This is a genomic window from Amycolatopsis anabasis (assembly GCF_009765355.1).
Classification (GTDB): domain Bacteria; phylum Actinomycetota; class Actinomycetes; order Mycobacteriales; family Pseudonocardiaceae; genus Amycolatopsis; species Amycolatopsis anabasis.
Map to the genome: position 1 here is coordinate 57511 of NZ_VTHK01000049.1, position 11747 is coordinate 69257.

Sequence of the window (11747 nt, forward strand, 5' to 3'; positions counted from 1 at the left end):
GTCGAATACTCAGAGTAATGATTACTCACTGTCGTCACCAGGTCAAGCAGATCATTGAACCAGGGCTTGACCGGCGGTGGGACACCACCCGTAAGGCTGAGCGGACGCTCCTGCTAATCTCGGATGGATTTCCTCGTCAAGCAGGAGGTCGACGTCCTTTAAGGACCCGTCCAGAGAGGCGGGGAAGGAGGTCTGCCGTGGCGCCACGTCCACGTGGCGCGGCGGAACCGGTCGGTGAGCGCGAGCTGCTCACCGCTGGGGACGTCGCGCGCACCATCGCCCGAATGGCCCATCAGGTCATCGAGAAGACCGCTCTCGGTGCGGGGTCCGAACGGGGCACTGCCCCACCCGTGTTGCTGGGTATTCCCACCCGGGGCACGCCGCTGGCCACCCGGTTGGCCACCCGGATCGCCGAGTTCTCCGGGATCGAACCGCCGACCGGCGCGCTCGACGTCACGTTGTACCGCGACGATCTGCGCCGGAAGCCGACGCGACCGCTGGAGCAGACGCAGCTGCCGCCCACCGGTATCGACGACCGACTGGTGCTGCTCGTCGACGACGTGCTCTTCTCCGGCCGCACCATCCGCGCCGCGCTCGACGCCCTGCGCGACCACGGCCGGCCGAAGGCCGTGCAGCTCGCGGTGCTCGTCGACCGGGGGCACCGGGAGCTGCCGATCCGCGCGGACTACGTGGGCAAGAACGTGCCCACCTCGCGCGCGGAGGAGGTCGCGGTGCTGCTGTCCGAAATAGACGGACGCGACGCGGTCCTGCTGCGGAACCGGGCGGAGGGGCACGCATGAAGCACTTGCTGGCGACCGACGGGCTCGACACCGGGTTCGCGACCGCGGTGCTGGACACCGCCGACGAGCTCAAGCACACGTTGCTCGGGCGGCAGGTGCGCAAGCTGCCGACCCTGCGCGGCCGCACGGTCATCACGATGTTCTACGAGAACTCCACCCGGACCCGCGTCTCGTTCGAGATCGCGGGCAAGTGGATGAGCGCGGACGTGGTCAACGTGTCCGCCGGTGGCTCGTCGGTCGGCAAGGGGGAGTCGCTGCGGGACACCGCGCTGACCCTGTCCGCGGCCGGGGCGGACTGCGTGATCATCCGGCACCCGGCCTCCGGGGCCGCGCAGCGCCTGGCGGGCTGGCTCGGCGAGACCGGCACCGCGGTGGTCAACGCGGGCGACGGCACCCACGAGCACCCCACCCAGGCCCTGCTCGACGCGGCGACCCTGCGGGAACGGCTCGGCGTCCTCAAGGACCGCCGGATCGCGATCGTGGGGGACGTCCTGCACAGCCGGGTCGCCCGGTCGAACATCCACCTGCTGGCCGCGCTCGGCGCCGAGGTGGTGCTGGTCGCCCCGCCCACGCTGCTGCCGGTCGGGGTGGACGCGCTCCCGGTGACCGTGTCCCACGATCTGGACGCCGAGTTGCCCGCGGTGGACGCGGTGATGATGCTGCGGGTGCAGGCCGAGCGGATGCACGGCGGGTTCTTCCCGTCCGCCCGCGAGTACTCGATCGCCTACGGGCTGAACGAGGCGCGGCTGGGCTTGCTGCCCGAGCACGCCGTGGTGCTGCACCCCGGGCCGATGCTGCGCGGGATGGAGATCGCCTCGGCGGTCGCCGACGCCCCGGCCTCGGCCATCACCGAACAGGTCCGCAACGGCGTGCACGTCCGCATGGCCGTCCTCTATCACCTGCTGGCCGGCGAAGGAGAAACCACGTGACCGACCCCGTGCTGATCAAGGGCACCCGGTTGTACGGGGAGGGCGAGCCGGTCGACGTGCTGGTCGAGAACGGCGTGATCGCCGAGATCGGCGCCCCGGCCGCGGCCGAGGACGTGGCGGTCGTCGACGCCCGGGGGCAGGTGCTGCTGCCCGGGTTCGTGGACCTGCACACGCACCTGCGCGAACCGGGCCGGGAGGACACCGAGACGATCGAGAGCGGTTCGAAGGCGGCCGCGCTGGGCGGGTACACCGCGGTCTTCGCGATGGCCAACACCGATCCGGTCGCCGACAACGCGGTGGTCGTCGAGCACGTGTGGCGGCGCGGCCGGGAGATCGGGCTGGTCGACGTGCATCCGGTCGGCGCGGTCACCCTCGGGCTGGCGGGGGAGAAGCTCGCCGAACTCGGCACGATGGCCAAATCCGCGGCCCGGGTGCGGATCTTCTCCGACGACGGCAAATGCGTCGCCGACCCGCTGATCATGCGGCGGGCGCTGGAGTACTCGACCGCGCTGGGCGCGGTGGTCGCGCAGCACGCGGAGGAGCCCAGGCTCACGGTCGGCGCGCAGGCCCACGAGGGCGAGCGCGCGTCCCGGCTCGGGTACACCGGCTGGCCCGCGTCGGCCGAGGAGTCGATCGTCGCCCGCGACTGCCTGCTGGCCGAGCACGCCGGGGCGCGCCTGCACGTCTGCCACGTGTCCACCGCGGGCACGGCCGACGTGCTGCGCTGGGCGAAGGATCGCGGCACCCGGGTCTCGGCCGAGGTCACCCCGCACCACCTGCTGCTGACCGACGAGCGGCTGGCGACCTACGACCCGGTGAACAAGGTCAACCCGCCGCTGCGCACCGAATCCGACGCCGAGAAGCTGCGCGCCGCGCTGGCCGAGGGCGTCATCGACTGCGTGGCCACCGACCACGCGCCGCATGCGGTGCAGGACAAGGACTGCGAATGGGCCGCGGCGAAACCGGGCATGCTCGGGCTGCAGACCGCGGTGTCGATCGTGGCCGGGACGATGGTGCGGACCGGCCTGCTCGACTGGCGGGGTGTCGCCCGCGTGATGAGCGAGCGGCCCGCGGCGATCGCCGGGCTGCCGGACCAGGGACGCCCGCTGGCCGAGGGCGAGCCCGCGAACCTGGTGCTGGTCGATCCCGATGCCGAGTGGACGGTGCGCGGCGCCGAGCTCGCGAGCATTTCGGACAACACCCCGTACGAGGGAATGCGCCTGCCCGGCGTGGTGACCGCCACGCTGTTGCGCGGGCGGATCACCTCGCGTGAAGGGAAGATTCGCTAATGGACAGGTTGTGGTTGACGCTCGCCGTCGTCGCGTTCTTCGCGCTGTGCGTGTGGGGCATGTGGCTGGGCTGGCGGCGCAAGGCGCGTTCGCAGAGCGTGCAGGTGCCGCCGTTCCCCAGCGCGCCGGATAACCTCGGTGAACCGGTGCTGCCGCCCGCGCGGGGGCTGTACGTCAGCACCACCCGGGCCGGGCACTGGCAGGACCGGATCGTCACCCGGGGCGCGGGCCTGCGCACCTCGGCCACCTGGCGGCTGTACGAGAGCGGCCTCGAGGTGGAGCGGGTCGGCGCGCCCGGGTTCTGGATCCCCGCCGAGTCCATAGTGGACGTACGGCGGGACCGGGCGATCGCGGGCAAGGTCATGGGTAGCGACAGCCTGCTGGTGATCACCTGGCAGCTGTCGGATGTGTTGCTGGACACCGGATTCCGCGGAGACGATCTCGGCGCCTATCCACAGTGGATGGAGCGGCTGCGCGCGATCGCGCCGGAGCGGAAGAACGGGGACGAGGTCAAAGGAGGGGCCCAGACATGAGGGGCGACAGGGCGCCGGCGGCACTGGTGCTTGAGGACGGCCGGGTCTTCCGCGGCGCGGCGTACGGCGCGCACGGGCGGACGCTCGGCGAGGTGGTGTTCTGCACCGGGATGACCGGTTACCAGGAGACCCTCACCGATCCCTCCTACCACCGCCAGATCGTGGTGCAGACCGCGCCGCAGATCGGCAACACCGGCTGGAACGACGAGGACGACGAATCGGCGCGGATCTGGGTTTCCGGATACGTGGTGCGCGATCCGGCGCGAACCCCGTCGAACTGGCGGTCGCGCCGATCGCTGGATTCGGAACTGGCGCGCCAGGGCGTGGTCGGAATCTCCGAAGTGGACACCCGCACGCTGACCCGGCACATCCGGGAGCACGGCGCGATGCGCGCCGGGGTGTTCTCCGGTGACGCGGTGGCCGCCGACGACGTGCTGCTCGACGAGGTGCTCGCGAGCCCGCCGATGGCCGGCGCCGATCTGGCCGGGGAGGTGAGCACCGCGGCCCCGTACGTGGTCGAAGCCAAGGGGGAGCGCCGCTTCCGGGTCGCCGCGCTGGACCTCGGCATCAAGTCCAACACCCCGCGCCAGATGACCGCGCGCGGCCTCGAGGTGCACGTGCTGCCCTCGAGCAGCAGCCTGGACGATCTGCTGGCCGTCGAGCCGGACGGGGTGTTCCTGTCCAACGGTCCCGGCGACCCGGCCACCACCGCGCACGCCACCGCGCTGACCAAATCCGTGCTGGAGCGGGAAATCCCGCTGTTCGGCATCTGCTTCGGCAACCAGATCCTCGGCCGCGCGCTGGGCCTGGGCACCTACAAGATGCGGTACGGCCACCGCGGCATCAACATCCCGGTGATCGACGTGGCCACCGGCCGGGTCGCGATCACCGCGCAGAACCACGGGTTCGCCCTGGAAGGCGAGCCGGGCCAGCGGTTCGAATCGCCCTTCGGCGCGGCCCAGATCAGTCATTACTGCCCCAACGACGACACGGTCGAAGGCGTCCGCTGCGCCGACGTGCCCGCGTTCAGCGTGCAGTACCACCCCGAGGCGGCCGCGGGCCCGCACGACGCCGCGCCCCTGTTCGACGAGTTCGTGACGCTGATGGAGAAGAAGTCCCGCTAATGCCGAAACGCACTGACATCGAGCACGTGCTCGTCATCGGGTCCGGGCCGATCGTGATCGGCCAGGCCGCCGAGTTCGACTACTCGGGCACCCAGGCGTGCCGGGTGCTGCGCGAGGAGGGGCTGCGCGTCAGCCTGGTGAACTCGAACCCGGCGACGATCATGACCGATCCGGAGTTCGCCGACTCCACCTACATCGAGCCGGTGACCCCGGACTTCGTGGAGAAGGTCATCGCCGCCGAGCGGCCGGACGCGCTGCTGGCCACGCTCGGCGGGCAGACCGCGCTCAACTGCGCGGTCGCCCTGCACGAACGCGGTGTGCTGGAGAAGTACGGCGTCGAGTTGATCGGCGCGGACATCGACGCCATCCAGCGCGGTGAGGACCGGCAGAAGTTCAAGGACATCGTGCGGACGGTCGGCGCCGGGGTGCCGCGCAGCGCGGTCTGCCATTCGATGGAAGAGGTGCGCGAGACCGTCGAGAAGCTCGGCCTGCCGGTGGTCATCCGGCCCAGCTTCACCATGGGCGGGCTCGGTTCCGGGATGGCGCACACGTCCGAGGAACTGGAGCGCCTGGCTTCGGTGGGGCTGGAGGAAAGCCCGGTCACCGAGGTCCTCATCGAGGAGAGCGTGCTCGGGTGGAAGGAGTACGAACTCGAGCTGATGCGCGATCGCCACGACAACGTGGTGGTGGTGTGTTCGATCGAGAACGTGGACGCGATGGGGGTGCACACCGGTGATTCGGTGACCGTGGCCCCGGCGATGACGCTGACCGATCGCGAGTACCAGCACATGCGGGATGTGGGGATCGCGGTGCTGCGCGAGGTCGGGGTGGACACCGGCGGGTGCAACATCCAGTTCGCGATCAATCCGGTGGATGGCCGGATGGTGGTGATCGAGATGAATCCGCGGGTGTCGCGTTCGAGTGCGCTGGCGTCCAAGGCGACCGGGTTCCCGATCGCCAAGATCGCCGCGAAGCTGGCGATCGGCTACACCCTGGACGAGATCCGCAACGACATCACCGGCGAGACCCCGGCCAGCTTCGAACCCAGCCTCGACTACGTCGTCGTCAAAGTGCCTCGGTTCGCGTTCGAGAAGTTCCCCGGCGCCGATCCGACGCTGACCACGACCATGAAATCGGTCGGCGAGGCCATGTCGATGGGCCGCAGCTTCCCCGAGGCGCTGGGCAAGGCCATGCGCTCGATCGACACCAAGGCCAAGGGCTTCTGGACCGTCCCCGATCCGGCGGGCGCGACGCTGGAGTCGACGCTGGAGGACCTGCGCACCGCGCACGACGGCCGCCTCTACGCGGTCGAGCGGGCGCTGCGGCTGGGCGCCACGGTCGCCCAGGTGCACGAGGCCAGCGGGATCGATCCGTGGTTCATCGACCAGATCGCGCTCATCGGCGAGGTCGGCGCCGAGGTGCGGGACGCGCCGGTGCTGGACGAGTGGCTGCTGCGCCGCGCCAAGCGGACCGGGCTGTCGGACGCGCAGATCGCCGCGCTGCGGCCGGAACTGGCCGGGGAGAACGGGGTGCGGGCGCTGCGCCACCGGCTCGGCGTGCGCCCGGTGTTCAAAACCGTGGACACCTGCGCGGCCGAGTTCGCGGCGAAGACCCCGTACCACTACTCGGCCTACGAATCCGACGCGGCCGCCGAATCCGAGGTGACCGCGCAGGCCGACAAGCCGAAGGTGCTCATCCTGGGCTCCGGGCCGAACCGGATCGGGCAGGGCATCGAGTTCGACTACTCGTGCGTGCACGCCGCGATCGCGTTGCGCGAAGCCGGGTTCGAGGCCGTGATGGTCAACTGCAACCCGGAGACCGTGTCCACCGACTACGACACCTCCGACCGGCTCTACTTCGAGCCGCTCACCTTCGAGGACGTCCTCGAGGTCGTGCACGCGGAGCGGGCCTCGGGCACGGTGACCGGGGCGATCGTGCAGCTGGGCGGCCAGACCCCGCTCGGGCTCGCCCAGCGCCTGGCCGACGCCGGGGTGCCGATCGTCGGCACGCCCCCGGAGGCCATCCACCTCGCCGAGGAACGCGGCGCGTTCGGCGAGGTGCTCCAGGACGCGGGCCTGCCCGCACCCCGCTACGGCACGGCGACCTCGTTCGAGGGCGCCAAGCGGATCGCCGACGAGATCGGCTACCCGGTGCTCGTGCGGCCGTCCTACGTGCTCGGCGGGCGGGGCATGGAGATCGTCTACGACGAGCAGCACCTCGCCGGGTACATCCAGCGCGCGACCGAGGTCTCGCCCGAGCATCCGGTGCTGGTGGACCGTTTCCTGGACGACGCGATCGAGATCGACGTGGACGCCCTCTACGACGGCGAGGAGCTCTACCTCGGCGGCGTGATGGAGCACATCGAGGAGGCCGGGATCCACTCCGGCGACTCGTCCTGCGCGCTGCCGCCGATCACGCTGGGCCAGTCCGATCTGGAGACCGTGCGCCGTTCCACCGAGGCGATCGCGCGCGGGGTGGGGGTGCGCGGGCTGCTCAACGTCCAGTACGCGCTCAAGGACGACGTCCTCTACGTGCTGGAGGCCAATCCGCGCGCCTCCCGGACGGTGCCGTTCGTCTCCAAGGCGACCGCGGTGCCGCTGGCCAAGGCCGCTTCGCTGATCATGACCGGTTCCTCGATCAAGGATCTGCGCGCGAGCGGGGTGCTGCCCGCCGAGGGTGACGGGAGTCACCTTCCGATCGACGCGCCGGTCGCGGTCAAGGAGGCGGTCCTGCCGTTCCACCGGTTCCGCACCCCGGAGGGCCACGGCGTCGACTCGCTGCTCGGCCCGGAGATGAAGTCCACCGGCGAGGTCATGGGCGTGGACGTCTCCTTCGGCAAGGCGTTCGCCAAATCGCAGGCGGGGGCCTACGGCTCGCTGCCGATCTCCGGCCGGGTCTTCGTGTCGGTGGCCAACCGGGACAAGCGGTCCCTGGTGTTCCCGGTCAAACGGCTGGCCGACCTCGGGTTCGAGATCCTGGCGACCTCGGGCACCGGGGAGGTGTTGCGGCGCAACGGCATCGCCTGCACCACCGTGCGCAAGCACTTCGAGGGCAGCACCGAGGCCGAGCCGAACATCGTCGAGGTGATCCTGGCCGGCGGGGTCGACATGGTGATCAACACCCCGTACGGCAACAGCGGCCCCCGGGTGGACGGCTACGAGATCCGGACCGCCGCGGTGTCCCGGGACATCCCGTGCGTGACCACGATCCAGGGCGCCGCCGCGGCCGTGCACGGCATCGAGGCGCTCATCCGGGGTGATATCGGGGTGCGCTCGCTGCAGGAACTCCAGGCGGCGCTGCGGAGCCAGGCGTGACCGGGTTCGGGCGGCGGCTGGCGGACGCGGTCGCCGCCCGGGGCCCGCTGTGCGCCGGGATCGACCCGCATCCGGGGCTCATCGAGGCGTGGGGCCTGCCGGTCGACGCCTCCGGGCTGGAACGGTTCGCGCTCACGGCCGTCGACGCGCTCGCGCCGGAAGTGGCCGTGGTGAAACCGCAATCGGCGTTCTTCGAGGCTTTCGGGGCCGCCGGAATCGCGGTTCTGGAGCGCGTTCAGGAGCATGCGCGAGAGGCCGGGGCACTGGTTCTGCTGGACGTGAAACGGGGCGATATCGGCTCCACGATGGCCGCGTATTCCGCCGCCTATGTGACCGGGGGAGCCGCGCTCGCCGCGGACGCGATCACGGTGTCGCCCTACCTCGGATTCGGATCGCTTTCCGGGGCGGTCAAGACCGCGCGCGAGCACGGGCGCGGTTTGATCGTGCTCGCCCGAACCTCCAATCCGGACAGTGACGAGTTGCAGAATGCCCTGCTGCCCAACGGGAAAACGGTCGCACAGTCCATTGTGGACCAGGTGGCCGAGTGCAACGCCGGGGTCGCCGGGCCGGGCGATGTCGGGGTCGTGGTGGGGGCGACCGTCACGCCCGGGCAGCTGGACCTGAGCGCGCTGAACGGGCCGATTCTCGCGCCCGGTTTCGGAGCGCAGGGCGCCACGGTCGCCGATCTCCGGCGGCTGTTCGGGGCCGGGCTGCCGGGCGTGCTGCCCGCGTCCTCCCGGGACCTGCTCCGGCACGGTCCGGACCCCGCCGCGCTGCGCGACGCGGTGCGGCGAACCCGGGAAACTCTCGCCTCCTGAGCGAATATCTGTCCATTGTGGAACAAGCCGGAACGGCCCGTTCCGGCTTGTTCGCGTGTCCGCGCGCTACGCCGAATGGCCCCGGTTACGCTGCGTCGGCAGCCCGGCCGTGCGGAAACGTGCTACCAGGGGAGTTTTCGTTGCGTGACCACGGTGGCTACACCGCGTACTTACTTGGGTGAAGGGCCACCCGGATGGCCCAGAAATGTGCGGTCGGAGAGCAATATCAGGCCCATGAATGGGTTGTTATCGCCCACCCCCGCATTGTGGCCGGTGGTGCGGGGTGGGTACGGTCGCGTCACCCACCCAGAATTTGAGTACTACGGAGGAAAACGTGGCACTTCCCCAGCTGACCGAGGAACAGCGTAAGGCGGCGCTGGAGAAGGCCGCTGCCGCTCGTCGTGCCCGTGCCGAACTCAAGGAGCGCCTGAAGCGGGGCGGCACCACACTGACCGACGTGCTGAAGCAGGCCGACGAGGACGAGGTCCTCGGCAAGATGAAGGTTTCCGCTCTCCTCGAGGCGCTCCCCGGCGTCGGCAAGGTGCGCGCCCAGCAGACCATGGAGCGCCTGGAGATCGCCCCGAGCCGCCGGCTGCGCGGCCTCGGCGACCGGCAGCGCAAGGCGCTGCTGGCCGAGTTCAGCGGCGAGTGAACGAGACCGGAAACGGCGCGGCACGGGTCGGCGAGCCAGCTGGCCAGCAAGTCCACGGTGAGCCGGTGCTGGGGAAAGGTGCCCAGCACCGGCTCACCGTCGTATCGGGCCCGTCGGGAGTCGGCAAGTCCAGCGTGGTCGGCGAGCTTCGGCGGTTGAACCCGGACATCTACTTCAGCGTCTCGGTCACCACCCGGGCTCCCCGGCCGGGCGAGATCGAGGGCGCGCACTACCACTTCATCGACCGCTCGGCGTTCGACAAGATGGTCGAAAACGGCGAACTGCTCGAATGGGCCGAGTTCGCGGGGAACTGCTACGGCACGCCCCGGGCCCCGGTCGAACGGGCGCTCGCCGAAGGCCGGCCCGCGGTGCTGGAGATCGAGTTGCAGGGCGCGCGGCAGGTCCGCAAGGCCATGCCCGAGGCGCGGCTGGTGATGCTCATGCCGCCCTCCTGGGAGGAGCTGGTGGGCCGGTTGACCGGCCGCGGCACCGAGGAGGAGGCCGCCGTCAAGGCCCGGCTGGCCGAGGCGGAGCGGGAGCTGGCCGCCTCGGGGGAGTTCGACGCGCGCGTCGTGAACGCCGACGTGCGGGCCGCCGCTGAGCAGTTGCTAAACTTGATGATCGGCGATTGAAGACTTCAACCCATGACGATTCGGGAGCACCGCGAGTGACGACGCTGGCCGCTTATGGCGAGGAACTAGAAGGCATCACCAACCCGCCGATCGACGACCTGCTCGAGAAGGTCAGCTCGAAGTACGCGCTGGCGATCTACGCCGCCAAGCGCGCACGCCAGATCAACGACTACTACGCGCAGCTCGGCGAGGGCCTGCTGGAGTACGTCGGCCCGCTGGTCGAGCCCGGCCCCCGCGAGAAGCCGCTGTCGATCGCGCTGCGCGAGATCCACGCCGGTCTGCTCGAGCACACCGAAGGTGAGTGAAAACAAACCTCGAGTTGTGCTCGGGGTGGGCGGCGGGATCGCTGCCTACAAGGCGTGTGAGGTGCTGCGCGGGCTGACCGAATCCGGTCACGACGTCCGCGTGGTACCCACCGAGGCCGCGTTGAACTTCGTCGGCGCGGCCACTTTCGAAGCACTTTCCGGGCATCCGGTGCACACCGGTGTGTTCACCGAGGTGCCCGAGGTCCAGCACGTCCGGGTCGGCCGCGAGGCCGATCTGGTCCTGGTCGTCCCGGCGACCGCGGACCTGCTGGCCCGGGCCGCGCACGGGCTGGCGAACGACCTGCTCACCAGCACTCTGCTCACCGCCCGGTGCCCGGTGGCCTTCTTCCCGGCGATGCACACCGAGATGTGGGAGCACCCGGCGACCCGGGACAACGTGGCGCTGCTGCGGTCCCGGGGCGTGATCGTCACCGAACCCGATTCCGGCCGCCTGACCGGCAAGGACACCGGCAAGGGCCGCCTGGCCGATCCCCAGGAGATCGTCGACCTCGCGCGCCTGCTGCTCGCCGAACCCCGCGCGCTGCCCCGCGACCTGGAAGGCCTGCGCGTGGTGATCTCCGCGGGCGGCACCCGGGAACCGCTGGATCCGGTGCGCTACCTCGGCAACCGCTCGTCCGGCAAGCAGGGGTACGCGCTCGCGCGGGTCGCGGCGCAGCGGGGCGCCGAGGTGACCCTGGTGGCCGCGCACACCGTGGCGCTGCCCGATCCCGCGGGCGTCGACGTGCGGCACGTGTCCACCGCGGCGGAGCTGCGCACCGCCGTGCACGAGGCGGCCAAACAGGCCGATGTCGTGGTGATGGCCGCCGCGGTCGCCGATTTCCGCCCGGCGAACCGGGCCGACTACAAGATCAAGAAGTCGGACGATCAGCCGGATCCGGTCATTTCCCTGGATCGCAATCCGGACATTCTGGCCGAACTGGTGCAGAATCGGCTTCCCGGGCAGATCATCGTGGGCTTCGCCGCGGAAACCGGGGACGAACGCGGCAGTGTTCTTGATCACGCTCGCGTCAAGTTTCGGCGCAAGGGCTCTGACCTGCTGGTTGTCAACGCCGTGGGGGAGGGCAAGGCCTTCGAGGTCGAGGACAACGCGGGCTGGCTGCTGTCCGCCGATGGGGCCGAACGGCCCATCCCGCTGGGCTCGAAGGCGCAGCTGGCGGCCGCTATGTGGGATTCCGTAGTTGCGTTGACTAAGCGTTGACCCCCAATTCAGCGGACTTCAGTAGGCTGAGGCAGCAACTTGGCGTCTAGCTGATGGGATGTGACTAGGGCCGTGACCGCGTCTGATCGCAGGCTGTTCACTTCGGAGTCGGTGACTGAGGGTCATCCGGAC

11 protein-coding genes are annotated in these 11747 nt (G+C 70.3%); all 11 read left to right on the forward strand.

Going from position 1 to position 11747, the window contains the following annotated elements; genetic code table 11:
* The first annotated feature begins 197 nt into the window (after positions 1-197).
* Positions 198-800 (forward strand): bifunctional pyr operon transcriptional regulator/uracil phosphoribosyltransferase PyrR, encoded by a 603-nt coding sequence (gene pyrR / locus FXO23_RS39865; protein ID WP_158892177.1) that lies wholly within the window; start codon positions 198-200, stop codon positions 798-800.
* The gene (locus FXO23_RS39870; RefSeq protein WP_158892179.1) at positions 797-1729 is read left to right on the forward strand and encodes an aspartate carbamoyltransferase catalytic subunit; all 933 of its coding nucleotides are present in this window, start codon (positions 797-799) and stop codon (positions 1727-1729) included. Before pyrR ends, FXO23_RS39870 begins: the two co-directional genes overlap by 4 nt.
* The gene (locus FXO23_RS39875) at positions 1726-3018 is read left to right on the forward strand and encodes a dihydroorotase (RefSeq protein ID WP_158892181.1); all 1293 of its coding nucleotides are present in this window, start codon (positions 1726-1728) and stop codon (positions 3016-3018) included. The genes FXO23_RS39870 and FXO23_RS39875 overlap by 4 nt, the downstream gene beginning before the upstream one ends.
* Positions 3018-3551 carry a PH-like domain-containing protein gene (locus FXO23_RS39880; protein ID WP_158892184.1) on the forward strand — a complete coding sequence of 178 codons (534 nt, stop codon included), beginning with the start codon at positions 3018-3020 and terminating at the stop codon, positions 3549-3551. The genes FXO23_RS39875 and FXO23_RS39880 overlap by 1 nt, the downstream gene beginning before the upstream one ends.
* Positions 3548-4675, forward strand: a complete 1128-nt coding sequence (gene carA / locus FXO23_RS39885; protein ID WP_158892186.1) for a glutamine-hydrolyzing carbamoyl-phosphate synthase small subunit — start codon at positions 3548-3550, stop codon at positions 4673-4675. Before FXO23_RS39880 ends, carA begins: the two co-directional genes overlap by 4 nt.
* Entirely contained in the window at positions 4675-7989 is a 3315-nt protein-coding gene (gene carB, locus FXO23_RS39890) for a carbamoyl-phosphate synthase large subunit (RefSeq protein ID WP_158892188.1), read from the forward strand. Before carA ends, carB begins: the two co-directional genes overlap by 1 nt.
* Positions 7986-8807, forward strand: coding sequence for an orotidine-5'-phosphate decarboxylase (gene pyrF / locus FXO23_RS39895; protein ID WP_158892190.1), 822 nt, complete (start codon positions 7986-7988; stop codon positions 8805-8807). The genes carB and pyrF overlap by 4 nt, the downstream gene beginning before the upstream one ends.
* Positions 8808-9141: 334 nt before the next feature.
* A complete protein-coding gene (mihF, locus tag FXO23_RS39900; protein ID WP_017983071.1) occupies positions 9142-9459 on the forward strand; it encodes an integration host factor, actinobacterial type in 318 nt (105 codons plus the stop codon).
* A gap of 65 nt (positions 9460-9524) precedes the next feature.
* Positions 9525-10091: a guanylate kinase gene (gene gmk / locus FXO23_RS39905; protein ID WP_179957012.1), complete on the forward strand. Its 567-nt coding sequence runs from the start codon at positions 9525-9527 to the stop codon at positions 10089-10091.
* Positions 10092-10126: 35 nt separating this feature from the next.
* Positions 10127-10396: a DNA-directed RNA polymerase subunit omega gene (gene rpoZ, locus FXO23_RS39910; protein ID WP_158892194.1), complete on the forward strand. Its 270-nt coding sequence runs from the start codon at positions 10127-10129 to the stop codon at positions 10394-10396.
* Between the two features lie 16 nt (positions 10397-10412).
* Entirely contained in the window at positions 10413-11615 is a 1203-nt protein-coding gene (gene coaBC, locus FXO23_RS39915; protein ID WP_158892196.1) for a bifunctional phosphopantothenoylcysteine decarboxylase/phosphopantothenate--cysteine ligase CoaBC, read from the forward strand.
* Positions 11616-11747: the final 132 nt, after the last annotated feature.

What these genes read in the sequence shown, in the direction of transcription:
- carB (WP_158892188.1), top strand. Translation starts at nt 4,675, where the DNA reads ATGCCGAAACGCACTGACATCGAGCACGTGCTCGTCATCGGGTCCGGG.
- FXO23_RS39870 (WP_158892179.1), top strand. Translation starts at nt 797, where the DNA reads ATGAAGCACTTGCTGGCGACCGACGGGCTCGACACCGGGTTCGCGACC.
- carA (WP_158892186.1), top strand. Translation starts at nt 3,548, where the DNA reads ATGAGGGGCGACAGGGCGCCGGCGGCACTGGTGCTTGAGGACGGCCGG.
- FXO23_RS39880 (WP_158892184.1), top strand. Translation starts at nt 3,018, where the DNA reads ATGGACAGGTTGTGGTTGACGCTCGCCGTCGTCGCGTTCTTCGCGCTG.